This is a genomic window from Parafrankia elaeagni, from assembly GCF_000374165.1.
Taxonomy (GTDB): Bacteria; Actinomycetota; Actinomycetes; order Frankiales; family Frankiaceae; genus Parafrankia; species Parafrankia elaeagni.
In genome coordinates this window covers 19052-37819 of sequence record NZ_KB893711.1, presented here as the reverse complement: position 1 = coordinate 37819, position 18768 = coordinate 19052, and the positions used below count along the sequence as shown (strand labels likewise).

Here is an 18768-nt window from a genome sequence, read left to right as displayed (position 1 = left end):
GAGCCCGGCGCATGAAGGTGGCCGTCACCGGATCATCGGGGCTGATCGGCTCCGCGCTGCTCCCCGCGCTGCGGGCAGACGGCCATGAGGTCGTACGGATCGTCCGCCGCCCCCCGGGCGAACCGTCGGAGATCCGGTGGGATCCGGCCGCCGGCATGCTGGATCCCACCGCGCTGCGGGGCGTCGACGCGGTGGTGAACCTGGCCGGCGCGGGCATCGGTGACCACCGGTGGACCTCGGACTACAGACAGCGGCTGCGGTCGAGCCGGATCGACGGCACCCGGCTGCTCGCCGAAACCCTGGCGGGTCTCTCCCCGGCCCCACGGGTCCTGCTCTCGGGCAGCGCCATCGGCTGGTACGGCACTGCGGCGGGGTCGGAGACGGCCGCCCTGGACGAGTCCGCCGCCCCCGGCGACGGGTTCCTCGCCGGCCTCGCCCGCGACTGGGAGGCCGCCACCACGGCAGCCGACCAGGCCGGCCTCCGGGTCGTGCACCTGCGCACCGGCATCGTGCTTTCCGCCCGCGGCGGCATGCTCCCCCGCCTGCTCCCGATCTTCCGCCTCGGGGCGGGCGGGCGGCTCGGTTCCGGTCGGCAGTGGCTGAGCTGGATCAGCCTGATCGACACGGTCGGGGCGCTGCGCTTCCTGCTGGGCGCGGAGGAGGTGCGGGGGCCGGTGAACCTGGTCGCCCCCCATCCGGTGACCAACGCCGAGTTCACCACCGCCCTGGCCCACGCCGTGCGCCGCCCCGCCGTGGCACGGGTGCCGCGGGCGGCGCTGCGCCTGGCCCTCGGTGCGTTCGCGGACGAGGGGGTGTTCGCCTCCCAGCGCCTCACCCCGGCCGCCCTGCTCGGAGCCGGTTTCGCTTTCGCCCACCCGGATCTGGCCTCCGCGCTCTCGGAGGCGCTCCGCTCCGGTACCTGACCGGCTCAGCCGGGCGCGACCGACGCACTGCTGGCCAGCCGCCACCCACCCTCTGTCCGCCGCAGGGTCAGGTCCCTGGTGCTCGGCGGCACCCGGGGCTCGCTCGCCTGCACCGTGCCCGCGGCGTCGACGAAGTCGTAGGGCTCGATGCTCTCGGTGACCCGCAGGACCACCTCGTCCGCGCTCTCCGACCGGATCACCAGGTCGACGATCTGGACACGGACCGGGGTGGCGTGCACGCCGCGCTCCCGCATCTCGCCGATCAGCCCCTCGTCGTGGCTCAGCGCCGGGCTGCCCGGCGCGTCGGCACCGGCAAGGGTGGCCGGGTCGGCCCGCTCGAAGGCGGCGCTGCGCGCGCTGTTGAGCTCGTCCAGGACCGCACGCCAGGCCTGTTCCGGGGAGCGACCGTTCACCGGGGTGGCGCTCGAGTCCCGCTGGCTGCCACCGCCGGCCGTCGCGGCGGCCGGTCTCCCCTCGGAGCCCTCGGGACCACCACCACTCATCAGCACGGCCGCGATGACGACCGCCACAAGCCCGACGCAGCCGACCACCGGAAGCAGCAGCCGGCTCCGCGCGGTGCCGCCGGCCCGCCGCCCCGCGCCGCCGCGCCCGCCGTCACGCCCGGCACCGCGCCCCCGGACGTGGCCTGCTCCGCCCGGTGCGCCACGGCGCCCCGACGCGGCTGGGCGCCCGGCCCGGCCTGTGGCCGGCCGGCCCGCCCGCCCGCCGCTGCGAGGGGGCCGGGGCCTGCGCTCCCGCTCGGTCGGCGGCAGCGCACCCACCAGCTGGGACGGGTCGGACGGCGCCGTGCGGCCGTCGCGCGGCCACCCGCTGCCCGCCCCGGTGTCCTCGCTGCCGCCCTCATGGGCGGCCTCGGCCTGCGGTTCCCCGGCCGTTGCCTGGCGGGCGGGACCGCCCGCGCCGCGGGGATCATCCCAGGCGGGATCGAGCCCCGCCGGCTCACCGCCCGAGAGGTCGCCGCCCAGATCGGCATCGCCGGTGGCCGCCTCCGGGATCCGGCCGCTCTGCCACTCGGGGCCGGTGGCCCACGGGTCGTCTCTCTGCTCGCCCTCGCCCTCGCCGTGGCCGGAGCTCGCGCCGGTCGGCTCCCCCCACCCGTCGTCCGGGAGTGGTTCGACGTCGATGACGGGCGCGTCGGCCGGCACCGCTGTCATCCGGACCGGCAGCGGGGTGGTGCTGCGGGCCAGGCCGGCAGCCAGCTCGGCCGCCGAGGGCCGGCGCCGCGGGTCGTCGACCAGCGCCAGCGCCACCGCGACCGCCACCGCGGCCGCGTCGGGGCCGGTGGCCTGCCGCATCGCGCCGAGCAGGAGATCGGCGAGATCGCGCACGTCGTCGGCGGTCGACAACCCGGGGCTGGTCAGACCGGCGATGCCGGTACCGGTGAGGAGCGGCCGGCCGTTCGCCTCCAGCAGGATGTCGAGCGCGGTCAGCTCGCCGTGGACCAGCCCTGCCTCGTGCGCCACGGCGAGCGCCTGCGCCACGGGCAGGCCGATCGTCACCACCTCACCCGGATCGAGCCGGCCGCGGGCCGCCAGGAGCCTGGACAGGCTGATGGTCTCCTCCACCGGCTCGGAGACGACGGCCAGCCCGTCGGGCGTGGGGATCGCGCCGGTCACCGCGGCCAGGTGCGGATGGCGGACGTCCAGCTGCCGGCGGGCCTCGTCGACAGCCTCGGCGCGCAGCAACGGATCGGCCGGAAGCCGCACGTAGCGGACGGTGACAACCGTGCCGAGACGCTCGGCGCGGCCTGACCAGACCTCGCCGGCGCCGGCGTCGTAGTGGCGGTGGCGCAGGAAGATGCCCGGCACCACGGGATCGCCGCCGCGTCGCCCGGGCCGTTCGCCGGATTCGTCGGTGAAGGTCACGAATCGACGCTAGGCGCAACGGGCCCCCCACGCAGAAGAGTTTTCCGCGCTGTGGATAACTTCCTCCCGTATGACGGCAATGGTCCGCCGGGGCGCCCGGCAGCGCGGCCTGCCACGCTGCTACCCCGTCATCCAGCCACCCCGGGTCACCGGGCCGGTCAACCAGGAGTCCTGACGTGCAGATCCTCGCGGCAAGCGGCGGCTTCCAGCCCGACGGCCGGTGGGGCGCCCGGGTGGGGCCGCTGCTCGACCATGCGATCGCGGTGGCGGCGACCTCCGGCCGGCCCCGACTGTGCCTGCTCCAGACCGCGCTCGGCGACGACCAGTCCGCCTACGCCCGCGGCTACGCCGCGCTGAACCGGGACCGCCCCGAGGTCGTCGTCTCCCACCTCGCACTGTTCCCGATGCCGTCGGTCGCCGACGTCCGACGTCACCTGCTCGCGCAGGACGTCATCTGGGTCGGCGGCGGCAGCGTGGCGAACCTGCTCGCCGTGTGGCGGGTACACGGCCTGGGCGAGATCCTGCGCGCGGCGTGGGAGGCCGGAGTGGTCCTCGGAGGCGTCTCCGCCGGCTCGCTGTGCTGGCACGTCGGTGGCACCACCGACTCGTTCGGCCCGGACCTGCGCCCGGTGACGAACGGGCTGGCCCTGCTGCCCCACAGCAACACCCCGCACTATGACTCCGAGGCGGCCCGCCGACCGCTGTACCAGCGGCTGGTGGCCGATGGGACACTGCCCGCCGGCTGGGCCACCGACGACGGCGTCGGCCTGCACTTCCGCGGGACGGAGCTCGTCGAGGCGGTCGCCGACCGACCCGACGCGTACGCCTGGCGGGTCGAGCCGGGCCCGGGCGGCAGGGCCGTCGAGACCCGCGTCACCCCCCGGCTGCTGTCCGAAGCGCGGACGGGCGGGGAAGGCGGAGGTCGCTGACACCGGTGGGGCGCTGACACCGGTGGGGCCGCTGACACCGGTGGGGCGCTGGCGGGGCGCTGGCGCCCGCCGATGGCCCGGCCTGTTCGCCCCACCGGCGTACGCTCGGACGGTGGATGTCCTCCGGTTGGGTGTCGTTCCATATCACGAGGCCTGGAGCATGCAGCGGGCTCTGGCCGAGGAGCGCCGCCACGGGCGCGGCGAGGACACGCTGATCCTGCTCGAGCATCCCGAGGTCTACACCGCGGGCCGGCGGACCGGCGCGGGTGACCGCCCGGTCGACGGCACTCCCGTCGTCGACGTCGACCGGGGCGGCGGCATCACCTGGCACGGCCCGGGGCAGCTCGTCGGTTACCCCATCGTGCGGCTGCCGATGCCGCTGGACGTCGTCGCCTACGTCCGCGCGCTGGAGGCCGGCCTGATCGTGGCCTGCTCCGAGTTCGGCCTGCCCGCCCGCCGCGTCGAGGGCCGCACCGGCGTCTGGACGTCCGACGGGCAGCGCAAGCTGGCCGCGATCGGGGTGCGGGTCAGCTGGAAGGTGACCTGTCACGGCTTCGCGGTCAACTGCGATCCCGCGCTGTCCGCCTTCGGCCGGATCGTGCCCTGCGGAATCTCCGACGCGGGGGTGACCAGTCTGAGCCGGGAGCTGGGGCGGCCGCTGCCTGTCGCCGAGGCCCGTCCGGTGGTCGAGCGGCACCTCACCCGGGCGATCGGCGACTATCTCGCCGCCGGCCGTGAGGCGCCGGCCCGCCGCACGCCGAAGACCGACAGTGACCAGACCAGTCCGCCCGACCTGATCGGCGTCGGGCGCGCCGACGGGAGGACGACCCGATGACCGCCGTCGCACCGGAGGGCCGGCCGTTGCTGCGTCTGGAGGCGCGTAACGCGCAGACGCCGATCGAGCGCAAGCCGCCGTGGATCCGTACCCGGATGCGCACCGGCCCCGAGTACACCGACATGCGCAGTCTGGTGCGCGGGGCGGGCCTGCACACGGTGTGCGAGGAGGCCGGCTGCCCGAACATCTACGAGTGCTGGGAGGACCGCGAGGCGACCTTCCTGATCGGCGGGGACGTCTGCACCCGCCGCTGCGACTTCTGCCAGATCGACACCGGCCGCCCGGCCCCGCTGGACGTCGACGAGCCCCGCCGGGTCGCCGAGTCGGTGTCGACCATGGGGCTGCGGTACGCCACCGTGACCGGCGTCGCCCGCGACGACCTGCCCGACGGCGGCGCCTGGCTGTACGCGGAGACGGTCCGCCGCATCCACGAGCAGTCCCCGGGGACGGGGGTCGAGGTGCTGATCCCGGACTTCGCCGGCCACGCCGACCAGCTCGACGAGGTCTTCGGGGCCACGCCGGAGGTGCTCGCGCACAACCTGGAGACGGTGCCGAGGATCTTCCGCCGGATCCGGCCCGGCTTCCGCTACGAGCGCTCGCTGGAGGTCCTCACCCGGGCCCGCGCCGCCGGTCTGGTCACCAAGTCGAACCTGATCCTCGGCCTCGGCGAGACCGACGAGGAGGTCGACGAGGCGATGACCGCGCTGCACCGCGCCGGCTGCGACCTGCTGACCGTCACCCAGTACCTGCGCCCGACCCCGCGCCACCACCCCGTCGAGCGCTGGGTCCGGCCCGAGGAGTTCGTCGCCTGGGAGCAGCGCGCGACCGCGATCGGCTTCGCCGGGGTGATGTCGGGGCCGCTGGTCCGCTCCTCCTACCGGGCAGGCCGCCTCTACCAACAGGCAGTCACATTCCGTAATGGCAATGTGGCTTCCGAGGGCGTTCTGCCCGAAAGTGTGTCGCACGACTCTCACGTGGGGTGACGGTCGCGCTGGTGAGGGCCACCGCCTGCGACTAGGCTCGGAGCTGCGTCACGCGGTCGTCACGAGAAACGTGGCGTCCGCGGTGTAGGGGTTGCCGCCATCGGAGTGGATATCCGGATGACACCTGCGCCGTTCACACTCAGTGCTGTTCCGGCGGGACCTGTCCCGCCCCGGGCGCCACGACCGCGTCGGGAGGTCGTCGACACCGTGCTCCGCTCACTGCTCAACGCACTTGAGGAACTGACCCTTCTCGTTCTTCCCCACGGCGGCCAGCGCACGGCCCGCCACAACGCCTGGCGCGCCGCCACCGACCTTCACGTCACAACCGGCTACCAGTGGGTCGACCAGATCTCCGTGTCCGCGTTCGATCCCGCTCCCGACCCGTCGGCGCAGCCCGCGCCGGTCGTCGCGACCGTGCCGTCCGCAGCACCGCCGCCGTGTGTGCCACCGCGTGCCCCGGTGGCAGCCGGGTCCCGGATCTCCCGGCCGCGGCTCGCCGCGGCCCGTCCGCCGGCGACCGTGGGCGCGCCCTCCTGAACCACCTGGCGTCGACCACCCGCCAGGCAGGCGCCGCGAAGCCGTAGGCTCGCGGCTATGGCGCTGCGGAGGAAGCCGTCCGGTGCCGGCGGGGAGCCGGTACTGGCGGCCGCGGGTAAGGACGGGACATCGGGTGGCGGGGCATCCCGCCGGTCGGGGCAGTCGGGCGGTACCGGTAAGGGCGCCGCTCGGGCGTCGGGCACCGGGGGCGGCTCGCGCGGCGCGGACCGCGGCGAGAAGTCGCCTGACGCGGGCGGCGGCAGGAAGGGCGCGGGCGGCGGCGGGACCAGCAAGCTCGCCCAGATCCGGCTCGTCTACAAGATCACCCGCGAGCGCGACCCCAGCGTGCTGTGGTGGTCCCTCCTCGGGCTGGCCGTTCCTGTCGTGGTCGGTGTGCTCCTGGGTGTCTTCGTGGGCCCGCTCTACCTGTGGCTGCCGATCGCGATCCTGCTCGGCGTCGTCGTGGCGCTCAACGTCTTCAGCCGCCGGGTGCAGCGAACCGCGTATGCCGAGATGGAGGGCAAGCCCGGCGCCGCGGCAGGTGTGGTGGAGCGCATGCGGGGCGACTGGCGCCTCACCCCGGCGGTCGGTGTGAACCGGCACCAGGACGTGGTCCATCGCGTGGTCTGTCGCGCCGGGGTTGTGCTGATCGCCGAGGGCCGTGGCCGCGGTCCGCGGGAGCTGCTGGTCGCCGAGAAGCGCCGCATTCGCAAGATCGTCGGTGAGGCGCCGCTGACCGACTACATCGTCGGCACCGGCGAGGGTGAGATCCCGCTGCCGAAGCTGCAGAGCACCCTCATGCGGATGCGCCGCGAGCTGCGCAAGCGGGACGTCGACGCCCTCGAGCGCCGACTGCGGGCCGTGAGCGCCCCGGCCCTGCCCATCCCGAAGGGCCCGATCCCCCGCAACATCTCCCGCGGCGGCCGCCCGCGCTGATCCGCACCCGCAGACCCGCGCTCACGCGCCCGGCGGACCCGCGCTGACCCCCAGCACGGGTCCGCTCTGTTTTCTCCTCGGCCGTGGCCTCCGCCTGCCTGCGGCGCTACGGCCAGGACACAGCAGCAGTAGCGGGTAGCCGCGCTCAGGCGCCGGTCGGGACCACCGCGTCACGCACCACGACCGTGCCGGCGGCACGGTCGTGCGTGCCACGCAGATCACGGTCCCAGATGAAGGCGGGCACCAGCAGGGCGAGCAGCAGTGTCCGCACCGCGATCCAGGACCAGCTCTGCCGCGCGCCGTCACGGGCCCGGATCACCCGGATGCCGGCGAGACGCATGCCGATGGTCTGCCCGGCCACGGCGACCAGCAGGAACTCCTCCAGGAGGAAGGCCCCGTAGACCGCCAGCCCGCGGATGTCCGCCGCTGCGTCGAGCCCGACGATGAACAGCACGCCGACCAGCAGGTTCGCGATGACCGCGTCGACGAGGTAGGCGACGATGCGCGGCCCGAAGCCCACCACCGACCCAGGCCCGTCAGCCGGTAGCCCGAGCCGGGCTCCGGGCGGTGTGTCCCGGGGCAGCCCGGGCCCTTCCAGCCAACCTCCGAGTGCGCGTCCCACGACGCAAGCCTATGCGGCGCGCCCGCACCATCCGGGCGATGACACAACGTCACAGACACCACTAAGGTAACATCCCAGAAACAGTGTAGTGATTTCCCGGGTACGCCACGCCGTGCCGCCACGCCAGCGATCAGAGCGTACTCTGTCAGTCATTGGAAGCCTGAACAACGCTGGAGGGTGGATGTTCACGAACGCCGACGACGTGCTCCGTTATATCCGGGACGAAAAAGTTCTGTTCATTGACGTACGATTCTGTGACCTTCCCGGCGTCATGCAGCACTTCACTATCCCGACGGAGGTCTTCTCCCAGTCGGTCTTCAGCGATGGCCTCATGTTCGACGGCTCGTCGATCCGCGGGTTCCAGGCGATCCACGAATCCGACATGCTGCTGCTGCCGGACCCCCGCACCGCGTTTGTCGACCCCTTCCGCGAGCACTCGACCCTCGCGATGACCTTCTTCATCCACGACCCGATCACCAAGGAGCAGTACTCGCGCGACCCGCGCAACATCGCGAAGAAGGCCGAGGAGTACCTGCGCGGCACCGGCATCGCCGACACCGCGTACTTCGGCCCGGAAGCCGAGTTCTACATCTTCGACGACGTCCGGTACGACTACAGCCCCTACGGCTCGATGCACGCCGTCGACTCGGTCGAGGCCGCGTGGAACACCGCGCGCAAGGAGGAGGGCGGCAACCTCGGGTACAAGCCCCGCTTCAAGGGGGGCTACTTCCCGGTGCCGCCGACGGACCACTTCACCGACCTGCGCTCGGAGATGACCCGGGTGCTGTTCGACGTCGGCATCACCGTCGAGATGCAGCACCACGAGGTCGGCACCGCCGGCCAGGCGGAGATCGACATCAGGTACGACACGCTGCTCAAGACCGCCGACAACCTGATGCTCTACAAGTACGTGATCCGCAACGTGGCGCGCAGCCGGGGCAAGACGGTCACCTTCATGCCCAAGCCGCTGTTCGAGGACAACGGCTCCGGCATGCACACACACCAGAGCCTCTGGAAGGACGGCGAGCCGCTCTTCTACAGCCCCAACGGGTACGGCGGCCTGTCCGACACCGCCCGGCACTACATCGGCGGCCTGCTGCACCACGCCCCGGCCCTGCTCGCGTTCACCAACCCGACCACGAACTCCTACCGGCGACTGGTGCCCGGCTACGAGGCCCCGGTCAACCTGGTCTACTCGGCCCGCAACCGCTCGGCGTGCTGCCGGATTCCGCTCGGCGGCGACTCCCCGAAGGCGAAGCGGGTCGAGTTCCGCGTGCCCGACCCGAGCTGCAACCCCTACCTGGCGTTCGCGGCGATGCTGATGGCCGGCCTGGACGGCGTCAAGAACAAGATCGACCCGCCGGACCCGATCGACAAGGACCTCTACGAGCTGCCGCCGGACGAGCTCGCCGCCGTCCCGCAGGTGCCCGGCTCCCTGGAGAAGGTGCTGGACGCCCTCGAGGCCGACAACGAATTCCTGCGTGCCGGGAACGTGTTCACTCCCGACCTGATCGAGACCTGGATCGACTACAAGCGGGTGAACGAGGTGGACGCCATCCGGCTCCGCCCCCACCCCTACGAGTTCAGCCTCTACTACGACATCTAGCCCCGGGCAGCCCCGGATTTCCGACTGGTCCGGACCGGCGCCACCATCGGGTCCCGGCACCTCTCGTCACACCGTGCCGGCCCTCGGGCGACGGCCTCGGGCATGACCTGTGGCCCCGCCCGCCGGGCCATCGGTCTACCACCGGCGACCTGCGCACAGGTCTTACCTGAATAGGTCCGGCACCGCCTCGCCGGGATCGGCCGACAACGGACGGCCCGTGTCCATGAACCCCCGGACACGGGCCTTCTGTCGTTACGACAACTTTTCCGGCCGCCGTCTCCCGCGCCCCTCCCACTATTCGGCCCGCCGCCACCGCCACGCCACCCCCGCAACGCCCGAGTGACCGAGAATTAACAATGCGGGAACTGATTGGAAACCAGGCCCGACCAAGCTCCGGACGAACCCTCCCGTCAGTCGCGGCCGGGGGTCGGCCCTCCCCCGGCCGATCACACAGTCGCTCCGTCACGTGACACGTCAACCACGGGGAGTATGAGTGAGCTATCAGGCCGAGTACATCTGGATCGACGGCACCAAGCCGGAGCCGTTGATGCGGAGCAAGACCCGCATCGTGAAGAGCGGCAAGGAGCCGGAGATCTGGGGCTTCGACGGCTCCAGCACCAACCAGGCCCCGGGTTCGAACTCCGACTGCGTGCTGCAGCCCGTCTTCACCGTCCCGGACCCGCTGCGCGGTGGCGACAACGTCCTCGTCCTGTGCGAGGTACAGCTGACCGACTTCACGCCGCACCCGACGAACACCCGCGCCGCGGCCCGCAAGGTGGCCGAGAAGTACGCGGACATGACGCCGAACTTCGGCATCGAGCAGGAGTACACGTTCTTCCAGAACGGCCGGCCGCTGGGCTGGCCGGCGACCGGCTTCCCCGAGCCGCAGGGCCCGTACTACTGCGGCGTCGGCGGCGAGAAGATGCCCGGCCGTGCCATCGTCGAGCGGCACACCCAGGCCTGCCTGGACGCCGGTCTCGCGATCGAGGGCACCAACGCCGAGGTCATGATGGGCCAGTGGGAGTTCCAGATCGGCGTCCTGCCGACGCCGGCGATCGGTGACCACATCTGGCTCGGCCGCTGGCTGCTGCACCGGATCGCCGAGGACTTCGACACCACGGTGTCCTTCGCCGCCAAGCCGGTGCTCGGTGACTGGAACGGTGCCGGCGCGCACACCAACTTCTCCACGAAGCAGACCATGGAGAGCTGGGACGCGATCGTCGCCGTCTGCGAGGCGCTGGGCACCCGGGTCATGGAGCACGTCACCCACTACGGGACGGGCATCCAGGACCGCCTGACCGGCCAGCACGAGACCGCCCCGTGGAACAAGTTCTCCTGGGGTGCCTCGGACCGCGGCGCGTCCATCCGCATCCCGTGGGCTGTCGAGAAGGCCAAGAAGGGCTGGATCGAGGACCGCCGGCCGAACGCGAACATGGACCCGTATGTGGTCTCCGCGCTGATCGTCGACACCTGCTGCAGCGCGCTGGCCGGCGACAAGCCGACCCTGTTCGTACCGTCACAGACCGCCGACGCGACCGTCTCGGTCTGACCGACCACCGACCAGCGGACCCACCGCACGGCCCGCTGGTCACGACAGCACAGGTCGCGGTTCCGGCGCCGCACGCGCCGGGGCCGCGGCCAGCCCGCCGAGTTCGGTCCGCTCCGGTCCGCCGCTAGCCCGCCCGTTCGTGGTCGAGGACGTCGTCAGCCACCGAGCGTGCCCGGGCGGCTACCCGGCGGTAGTCATCCGGCAGCGCCTCCACCTTCTCCGCCGGGTAGCCAAGGGCACGGGCGACCCGCTCCAGCCCCGGCCGGCTCGCCGGCAGCAGGTCGCCGGCCTGGCCGGAGGTCAGCATGATCCCGTTGCGGATCCGGGACGCCAGCGTCCAGGCGGCATCCAGGGCCGCGAGCTCCCCCGGGGTGAGCAGGCCGGCGTCGGCGGCGGCGCGCAGCCCCTCCCGGGTCGCCGTCGTGCGCAGCGCGGGCAGCCGTGCCGCGTGCCGCAACTGCAGGACCTGCAGAGTCCACTCGACGTCGGTCAGCCCGCCGGGCCCGAACTTCACGTGCAGGCCGTGGTCCACCCCGCGGGGAATGCGCTCCTGCTCCATCCGGCCGCGCAGCCGCAGCACCTCGGCGATGGCACCGTCCGGCAGCTGGTCGGGGTAGCGGACCCGGTCGACGAGCCGGCACAGCCGCCCGCCGAGCTCCCGGTCGCCGGCGACCGGCCGGGCGCGCAGAAGTGCCTGTGCCTCCCAGCCCGCCGACCAGCGGCCATAGTAGGCCGCGTAGGCGTCCAGTGTGCGGGAGAGCGGGCCGCCGCGGCCCTCCGGGCGCAGCGCCGCGTCCAGCCGCAGCGGCGGGTCCGGGCCCGGTAGCGCGAGCAGGCGGTGCAGCTCCCCGATGATCGCGGCGGCCAGCCGGGCCGCCTCCACCTCGTCGAGGCCCGGGCCCGGCTCGTGCACGAAGAGCACATCGGCATCACTGCCGTAGGACAGTTCGCCTCCGCCGAGGCGGCCCATGGCCACCACGCCGAGGCGCAGCAGGCCCCCGCCCGCCTCCCTGCGCTCGCCTGGCTCCCTGTGCTCCTCCGGCCCGCGGTGCTCCCCCGGCCCGCGGTGCTCCCCCGGCTCCCTGTGCTCCTCTGGCTCGCTACCGAGAACCTGGCGGCGGGCGACGAACAGAGCGGCCTCGATGGTGGCGGCGGCCGCGTCCGACAGTGCCCGGCCGACGGCGCCGACGTCCAGCAGGCCCAGCAGGTCCGCGCAGGCGACCCGGACCAGCTCGACCCGGTGCACGGCCCGCGCGCGTCCGACCGCGTCCAGGGCGTCGGGGTTGCGGTGGGCGACCGCGAGCAGGGTCCGGGACAGGGCCTCGCGGGGCACCGGCCGCAGCTCGTCCTCGGTGCGCAGCAGACGTACCGACTCGGGTGCGCGGGTCATCAGGTCGGCGACGTACCGGCTCGTCGCGAGCAGCCGGGCGAGGCGGTCCGCGGCACCGGCGGAGTCCCGCAGCAGCCGCAGATACCACGGGGTGCGCCCGAGCGCATCACTCACCTGCCGGTAGGCCAGCAGGCCGGCGTCCGGTTCGGGTGCGTCGGCGAAGGCCGGCAGCATCGCCGGCAGCAGGTGCCGCTGGATGGTGGCGGTCCGGCTCACCCCGTTGGTCAGCGCCTCGATGTGGCGCAGCGAACGAGCGGGGTCGGCGAAGCCGAGTGCGGCCAGCCGGTCGGCGGCCTCCTGCGGCGTCAGGCGCATCTCCTCCGCCGACAGCCGGGCGACGGCCTCCAGCAGCGGCTGGTAGAAGAGCTTCTCGTGCAGGCTGCGGACGGACCGGGCCACCCGCCGGTGCTCGTCCGTCAGCTCGGCGGCGCCCGGCAGCCCCAGGCAGCGGGCGAGCCAGCGCAGTTCGGCCGGGTCACGCGGCAGGGTGTGCACGCGCCGCAGCCGCTGCAGCTGCAGGCGGTGCTCGGCTGTGCGCAGGAACCGGTACGCGTCGGCGAGCCCGGCGGCGTCCCGGCGCCCGACATACCCGCCGCGGGCGAGGCCGTCGAGGGCGTCCAGCGTGGACGCCACCTGCAGCTTGCCGTCCGTCCGGCCGTGGACGAGCTGCAGCAGCTGCACCGCGAACTCGACGTCCCGCAGCCCGCCCGGGCCCAGTTTGAGGTTGCGGTCGGCCTCGGAGCGCGACAGGGAGCGCTCCACCCGGCGCCGCATGGCGCGGATGTCCACCACGAAGTCCGGGCGGGAGGCCGCCGTCCACACCATCGGCCCGATCATCGCCGCGAAACGCTGCCCCAGCTCGGGGTCGCCGGCGATCGGCCGGGCCTTCAGCAGCGCCTGGAACTCCCAGGTACGGGCCCAGCGACGGTAGTAGGCCCGGTGGCTGTCGAGGGTCCGCACCAGAGCGCCGTGGCGGCCCTCGGGCCGCAGGTTGACGTCGACCTGGAACAGCTCCCCGGCCGGGGTCGTCAGCCCGCAGGCCCGCACGACGCCTTCGGCCAGCCGGGTGGCGGTCCGCAGCGCCGCGTCGACGCCGGCGCCCGCCTCTGGTTCGGCGATGAACAGGACGTCCACGTCGCTCACGTAGTTCAGCTCGCGCCCGCCGCACTTGCCCATGCCGATGATCGCCAGGCGGACGGGGGGCTCGACCGGGCCGAGCCCGGCACGGGCCACCGCGAGGGCGGCGTCGAGCGCCGCCCCGGCGAGGTCGGCGAGCTCCGCTGTCGCATCGTCCAGCGACACGGCGCCGGTCAGGTCACGGGCGGCGAGGACCAGCTGGGCTCGGCGGTAGGAGAGCCGCAGTGCGTCAAGCACTTCCGGGCCGTCGCCGCCGGCCCGGGGCTGGGCGGCCGCGGGGTCGGCGCCGACGGCATGGAGCAGGTCCGCCCGGGCGGCCGTCGCGTCCGGCGGGCCTGCCAGAGCCGTGTCGGAGGCAAGAACCGCCCAGTCGGCGGGATGCGCGGCGAGATGATCACCCAGCGCCGAGCTCGCCCCCAGGACTGCGATCAGCCGGCGGCGCAGGCCCGGGCTCCCGGCGAGCGCGGCCAACACCCGGTCGCCCTCCCCCGCGGGCTGGGCGGCGAGCAGCCGTTCCAGGCTGCGCAGCGCCAGATCGGGATCGGCTGCCGCGGCGAGTTCGCCGACGATCGCACTGACCGGGAACCCGGCGGCACTCCCGTCACCCGCCGCCCCGCCCGCCGCCGCCCCGCCCGCCGCCGCCTCGCGCGCAGCTGTCTCGCCCGCCGCCGTCTCACCGGCAGCCGTCTCACCGGCAGCCGGCAGCAGCCCGATTCGCCGCATGGTCGCCGCGACCCGCTCGACGTCGGAGAAACCGAGCCGCGCGAGCTGGGCGGCGACGGTCGCCCGCCGGGCGGTCACAACGTCGGGAGGTACCGGTCGATCTCGAAGGGCGTGACCTGCCGGCGGTACTCCGTCCACTCGGACCGCTTGTTCCGCAGGAAGAAGTCGAACAACTCGTCACCGAAGGTCTCGCGGACCAGCGACGAGCCCTCCATCGCCGTGATCGCCTCGGCGAGCGAGCCGGGCAACGCGGTGATGCCCCGCTCGCGGCGCTGGGAGTCGGTCAGCGTCCACACGTCGTCGGCCGCCGGGGGCGGCAGCTCGTACCCGTTCTGCACCCCGCGCAGCCCGGCGGCGAGCATGAGCGCGAAGGTGAGGTAGGGGTTGCAGGCGCTGTCCGGCGAGCGGAACTCGACCCGCGCGGCGTTCGACTTGTTCAGCTTGTACAGCGGGACCCGCACCAACGCCGACCGGTTGTTGTGACCCCAGCAGACGTAGGCGGGGGCCTCGATGAGCTCCCCGGCGCGCTGGTCACCGACGAGGCGCTTGTAGGAGTTGACCCACTGGTTCGTCACCGCGGTGATCTCCGCGGCGTGCGCCAGCACCCCGGCGATGAAGGCCTTCGCCACCTTGGAGAGCTGGTACTCGTCGGTCGGGTCGTGGAAGGCGTTGCGGTCCCCCTCGAACAGGCTCATGTGGGTGTGCATGCCCGAGCCGGCCTGGGCGCTGAACGGCTTGGGCATGAACGTCGCGTAGATGCCCTGCCGCAGCGCCACCTCCTTCACCACCTGACGGAAGGTCATGATGTTGTCGGCGATGGTGAGCGCGTCGGCGTAGCGCAGGTCGATCTCCTGCTGGCCCGGCGCCACCTCGTGGTGGCTGAACTCCACCGAGATGCCGAGCCGCTCCAGGACGCTGATCGCCTGCTGGCGGAAGTCGTGGCTGATGTCGTTCGGGGTCAGGTCGAAGTAGCCCGACTCGTCGACCGGCTCCGGCACCGGGCGCCCGCGGGTCGGCGGCTCCTTGAGGAGGAAGAACTCGATCTCCGGATGGGTGTAGAAGGTGAATCCGGCGTCCGCCGCCTTCGCCAGCGTGCGGCGCAGCACCCAGCGGGAGTCCGTGGCCGCCGGCAGGCCGTCCGGCATCACCAGGTCGCAGAACATGCGGGCGGTCATCGGGTGCTCACCGCGCCACGGCAGGACCTGGAAGGTCGACGGGTCGGGCCGGGCCAGCATGTCCGCCTCGTGCACCCGGGCGAAGCCCTCGATCGCCGAGCCGTCGAAGCCGATGCCCTCCGCGAGCGCGCCCTCCAGCTCCGCCGGTGCGATCTCGACGGACTTCAGCACCCCGAGCACGTCGGTGAACCAGAGCCGGACGAAACGGATGTCCCGTTCCTCGAGTGTGCGAAGAACGAATTCCTGTTGCTTGTCCATGGGCCCTCCGCGCGCAGTGCGGACTCGTCGGCACGGCGAGCCGAGTCATCTACCGGCAGTCTGGCCCGGAACCGCCGCCCGCCCGGACGGCTCCGGGCGGGGGCTCGGCGCCACCGGGTACTTTGCCCGAGGGTAGCGACAGATCCCGCCCCAGGCATCGCGCGTCACGGCGAAGTTGCGCGGCCGCAACCGCCGGGAGCACCACCCGCGCACCGGATTGCGGTCAGCTCCGCCGCCCGCCGAGCCCGTGCCGGGCCGGCTCGGCTCCGACCGGCTGCCGGACGGAGTAGCCCACGCCGGCCCCTCAGCCATCCAGCAGCCTGGCGGCCCGCCAGCCCGACGGCCCCCGGCGCAGCCTGGCGCCGCGGTCTCCGGCCCCGGTCAGACCTGGATGCGGCGGTCCACGGCGTCGAGGATCTCGGCGACCGCCTCGTCCATCGGCACGCCGTTGCGCTGCGTGCCGTCCCGGAAGCGGAAGGAAACCGCACCCTTGGCGACGTCCTCGTCGCCGGCGAGCAGCATGAACGGCACCTTCTGCTTCTGCGCCGTGCGGATCTTCTTCTGCATCCGGTCGTCGGAGGAGTCGACCTCGACCCGGATGCCGCGCTCCCGCAGCTTCGCGGCGACGCCGGCCAGGTAGGGGACGTGCTCGTCGGTGATCGGGATGCCGACGACCTGCACCGGGGCCAGCCACGGCGGCAGCGCCCCCGCGTAGTGCTCCAGCAGGATGGCGAAGAAACGCTCGATCGTCCCGAACAGCGCCCGGTGAATCATGAACGGGCGCTGGCGGGTGCCGTCCGCCGCCTGGTAGGTCATGTCGAAGCGCTGCGGGAGCTGGAAGTCGACCTGGATGGTGGACAGCTGCCAGGTGCGGCCGATCGCGTCGCGGGCCTGCACCGAGATCTTCGGCCCGTAGAACGCGCCGCCGCCCGGGTCCATGACGAGCTCGAGGTCCTGCTTGGAGGCGGCCTCGCGCAGCAGCTCGGTCGCCTCCTCCCACTCCTCGTCCGAGCCGATCGCCTTGCCCTCGGGCCGGGTCGACAGCTCCAGGTAGAAGTCCGCCAGGCCGTAGTCGCGCAGCAGGCCCAGCACGAACTTCAGGACGGTGTCGAGCTCGGTCGGCAGCTGCTCCCGGGTGCAGAACAGGTGCGCGTCGTCCTGGGTGAGCCCGCGGACCCGGGTCAGGCCGTGCACCACGCCGGACTTCTCGTACCGGTAGACGGTGCCGAACTCGAACAGCCGCAGCGGCAGCTCCCGGTACGACCGGCCGCGCGACCGGAAGATCAGGATGTGCATCGGGCAGTTCATCGGCTTGAGGTAGTAGTCCGCCCCGCCGTCGAGCTGCATGGGCGGGTACATGCCGTCGGCGAACCAGTCGAGGTGCCCGGAGATCTCGTACAGGTCGGACTTGGTGATGTGCGGGGTGTTGACGAACTCGTAGCCGGCCTCGATGTGCCGGCGCCGCGAGTAGTCCTCCATGACGGTGCGGATCGCGCCGCCCTTGGGGTGGAAGACGGCGAGGCCCGGGCCGATCTCGGTCGGGAAGGAGAAGAGGTCCAGCTCGGCGCCGAGGCGGCGGTGGTCACGCTTCTCCGCCTCGGCGAGGCGGTGCTGGTAGGCCTTCAGCGCGTCCCGCGACTCCCAGGCGGTGCCGTAGATGCGCTGCAGCTGCGGGTTGCGCTCGCTGCCCCGCCAGTAGGCCGCCGCCGAGCGCTGCACCGCGAACGCCGGGATGTGCCGGGTGGTGGGCACGTGCGGCCCGCGGCACAGGTCCTTCCAGCACAGCTCGCCGCTCTTCGGGTCGAGGTTGTCGTAGATGGTGAGCTCACCCTCGCCCACCTCGACCCCGGCCTCGTCGTCCGACCCGGCGCTGGACTTCAGCCCGATCAGCTCGATCTTGTAGGGCTCGTCGGCGAGCTCGGTGCGCGCCTCGTCCTCGCTGACCACCCGGCGGGAGAACCGCTGCCCGGCCTTGATGATCTCCTGGGCGCGCTTCTCCACCGCCTTCAGGTCCTCGGGGGTGAACGGCCGCTCGACGTCGAAGTCGTAGTAGAAGCCGTCCTGGATCGGCGGGCCGATGCCGAGCCGGGCCTTGGGGAACAGGTCCTGCACAGCCTGGGCCACGACGTGGGCACAGGAGTGGCGGACGATGGCCCGCCCGTCGGGCGAGTCGACGGTGATCGGCTCGACGACGTCGCCCTCGGCGAGCGGATGGGCCAGGTCACGCTGGACCCCGCCGACCCGGGCGGCGACCACCGACCGCTCGCCCTCGAACAGCCCGGCGGCCGTGGTACCCGTCCGCACCACCCGCTCCTCGGCCTGCTGACCTCGCTGGACGGTAATGCGGACGTCGGACACCGGACTCTCCTGCTGTGTGGACGGATGGCCGGGCGCGTCCCCCGCGCCCCGGACACGACTTGTGACATGCACGACTTGTGACAGGGATGACTTGTGGCAGGGACGCCAGGTGCGTCCCGACCGCGATGCTACCCGTGCGCTCCGACACCCCCAACGGGATTACGCGCACGGTCGGTGACCGCCGGGCAGCCGGCCCCCGCCACGCGGCCCACCCGTGACGCGACAGCCGGTCAGCGGGCGCGGATGCCGCCCAGGACGGTGTCCACGATCTGGCCGATCCGGGTGCCGGTCACCTCGTGGCTGCCGCCGGTGTACTGCCGGTAGGAGACCGGGCCGACGAGCATGTCCGTCGCCAGGTCGATGTCGAGGTCGGCCCGCAGCTCCCCGGCGGCCACCCCGCGCCGCAGCACGCTCGCGACCTGCTCCCGGGAGGGGACGATCACCTGCTGGCGGTAGGTGTCGAACAGGTCCGGGTGGCTCTCCTTCTCGGCGAGCAGCCGCGGCATGATCCGCCCGGACAGCGTCTGGATGTTGTGCCGGCGCACCGCGTTCACCGCGGCGACCAGGTCGTCGCGCAGCGACCCGGTGTCATGCGGCTCGTGCGACTCCGCGAGCGTCGCCAGCGCGTCGGCGACCAGGGCGCCCTTCGTCGGCCAGCGGCGGTAGACGGTGGCCTTCCCCACACCCGCGGCCGCGGCGACCGCCTCCATCGACAGGCCCCCGAAACCGTTGTCGGCCAGCGCCGCGAGGGTCGCCTCGATGATCAGCGGGTCACGCCGGGTGTCGCGGGGTCGCCCCGGAGGCCGGCCCGGGGGACGGGCCACCCCCGAGGGTGGGGGTGCCTGGCGTCCACGGGGATCCGTCCCGCTGGCATGCGCCACCGTCATCCGACCGCCATTCGCATGCCCGTATGCCACCCGC

At 73.1% G+C, this 18768-nt stretch carries 14 protein-coding genes; 8 read left to right on the top strand and 6 right to left on the bottom strand.

Going from position 1 to position 18768, the window contains the following annotated elements; all coding sequences use genetic code 11:
- The first annotated feature begins 11 nt into the window (after window positions 1-11).
- Entirely contained in the window at window positions 12-923 is a 912-nt protein-coding gene (locus B207_RS0106970) for a TIGR01777 family oxidoreductase (protein WP_018635804.1), read from the top strand.
- 5 nt (window positions 924-928) lie between these two features.
- Here B207_RS0106970 and B207_RS0106965 read toward each other — a convergent pair whose 3' ends face one another.
- On the bottom strand, window positions 929-2809 hold the full coding sequence (locus B207_RS0106965) for a protein kinase (RefSeq protein ID WP_026310771.1): 1881 nt from the start codon (window positions 2807-2809) through the stop codon (window positions 929-931).
- Between the two features lie 176 nt (window positions 2810-2985).
- Between B207_RS0106965 and B207_RS0106955 the strand changes: the two genes are divergently transcribed.
- From B207_RS0106955 to B207_RS0106935, 5 genes are all read left to right on the top strand, one after another.
- Window positions 2986-3738 (top strand): Type 1 glutamine amidotransferase-like domain-containing protein, encoded by a 753-nt coding sequence (locus B207_RS0106955; RefSeq protein WP_018635802.1) that lies wholly within the window; start codon window positions 2986-2988, stop codon window positions 3736-3738.
- Window positions 3739-3850: 112 nt separating this feature from the next.
- Window positions 3851-4573 carry a lipoyl(octanoyl) transferase LipB gene (lipB, locus tag B207_RS32930; RefSeq protein WP_084692038.1) on the top strand — a complete coding sequence of 241 codons (723 nt, stop codon included), beginning with the start codon at window positions 3851-3853 and terminating at the stop codon, window positions 4571-4573.
- A complete protein-coding gene (gene lipA / locus B207_RS0106945; RefSeq protein WP_018635800.1) occupies window positions 4570-5556 on the top strand; it encodes a lipoyl synthase in 987 nt (328 codons plus the stop codon). The genes lipB and lipA overlap by 4 nt, the downstream gene beginning before the upstream one ends.
- Before the next feature lie 117 nt (window positions 5557-5673).
- Entirely contained in the window at window positions 5674-6093 is a 420-nt protein-coding gene (locus tag B207_RS40525) for a hypothetical protein (protein WP_195905255.1), read from the top strand.
- 57 nt (window positions 6094-6150) lie between these two features.
- Entirely contained in the window at window positions 6151-7029 is an 879-nt protein-coding gene (locus tag B207_RS0106935; RefSeq protein ID WP_018635798.1) for a DUF4191 domain-containing protein, read from the top strand.
- Between the two features lie 145 nt (window positions 7030-7174).
- Here the strand turns inward: B207_RS0106935 and B207_RS32925 are convergent, their stop codons facing one another.
- Window positions 7175-7651 carry an RDD family protein gene (locus B207_RS32925; RefSeq protein WP_026310770.1) on the bottom strand — a complete coding sequence of 159 codons (477 nt, stop codon included), beginning with the start codon at window positions 7649-7651 and terminating at the stop codon, window positions 7175-7177.
- Window positions 7652-7832: 181 nt separating this feature from the next.
- Here B207_RS32925 and glnA point away from each other — a divergent pair, with 181 nt between their 5' ends.
- Window positions 7833-9257: a type I glutamate--ammonia ligase gene (glnA, locus tag B207_RS0106925; protein ID WP_018635796.1), complete on the top strand. Its 1425-nt coding sequence runs from the start codon at window positions 7833-7835 to the stop codon at window positions 9255-9257.
- A gap of 493 nt (window positions 9258-9750) precedes the next feature.
- On the top strand, window positions 9751-10806 hold the full coding sequence (gene glnII, locus B207_RS0106920; protein ID WP_018635795.1) for a glutamine synthetase GlnII: 1056 nt from the start codon (window positions 9751-9753) through the stop codon (window positions 10804-10806).
- A 124-nt stretch (window positions 10807-10930) separates the two neighbouring features.
- Here the strand turns inward: glnII and B207_RS0106915 are convergent, their stop codons facing one another.
- From B207_RS0106915 to B207_RS0106900, 4 genes are all read right to left on the bottom strand, one after another.
- Window positions 10931-14134, bottom strand: a complete 3204-nt coding sequence (locus B207_RS0106915) for a bifunctional [glutamine synthetase] adenylyltransferase/[glutamine synthetase]-adenylyl-L-tyrosine phosphorylase (RefSeq protein ID WP_018635794.1) — start codon at window positions 14132-14134, stop codon at window positions 10931-10933.
- Window positions 14131-15489: a glutamine synthetase family protein gene (locus B207_RS0106910; RefSeq protein ID WP_018635793.1), complete on the bottom strand. Its 1359-nt coding sequence runs from the start codon at window positions 15487-15489 to the stop codon at window positions 14131-14133. The genes B207_RS0106915 and B207_RS0106910 overlap by 4 nt, the downstream gene beginning before the upstream one ends.
- A 381-nt stretch (window positions 15490-15870) precedes the next feature.
- Window positions 15871-17847 (bottom strand): threonine--tRNA ligase, encoded by a 1977-nt coding sequence (gene thrS, locus B207_RS0106905; RefSeq protein ID WP_018635792.1) that lies wholly within the window; start codon window positions 17845-17847, stop codon window positions 15871-15873.
- A gap of 230 nt (window positions 17848-18077) precedes the next feature.
- On the bottom strand, window positions 18078-18734 hold the full coding sequence (locus B207_RS0106900; RefSeq protein WP_026310769.1) for a TetR-like C-terminal domain-containing protein: 657 nt from the start codon (window positions 18732-18734) through the stop codon (window positions 18078-18080).
- Window positions 18735-18768 lie beyond the last annotated feature (34 nt).

Coding starts and splice junctions, on each gene's coding strand:
- B207_RS0106970 (WP_018635804.1), top strand. CDS start 12: ATGAAGGTGGCCGTCACCGGATCATCGGGGCTGATCGGCTCCGCGCTG.
- lipA (WP_018635800.1), top strand. CDS start 4,570: ATGACCGCCGTCGCACCGGAGGGCCGGCCGTTGCTGCGTCTGGAGGCG.
- B207_RS40525 (WP_195905255.1), top strand. CDS start 5,674: ATGACACCTGCGCCGTTCACACTCAGTGCTGTTCCGGCGGGACCTGTC.
- B207_RS0106935 (WP_018635798.1), top strand. CDS start 6,151: ATGGCGCTGCGGAGGAAGCCGTCCGGTGCCGGCGGGGAGCCGGTACTG.
- glnA (WP_018635796.1), top strand. CDS start 7,833: ATGTTCACGAACGCCGACGACGTGCTCCGTTATATCCGGGACGAAAAA.
- B207_RS0106910 (WP_018635793.1), bottom strand. CDS start 15,489: ATGGACAAGCAACAGGAATTCGTTCTTCGCACACTCGAGGAACGGGAC.
- B207_RS0106900 (WP_026310769.1), bottom strand. CDS start 18,734: ATGACGGTGGCGCATGCCAGCGGGACGGATCCCCGTGGACGCCAGGCA.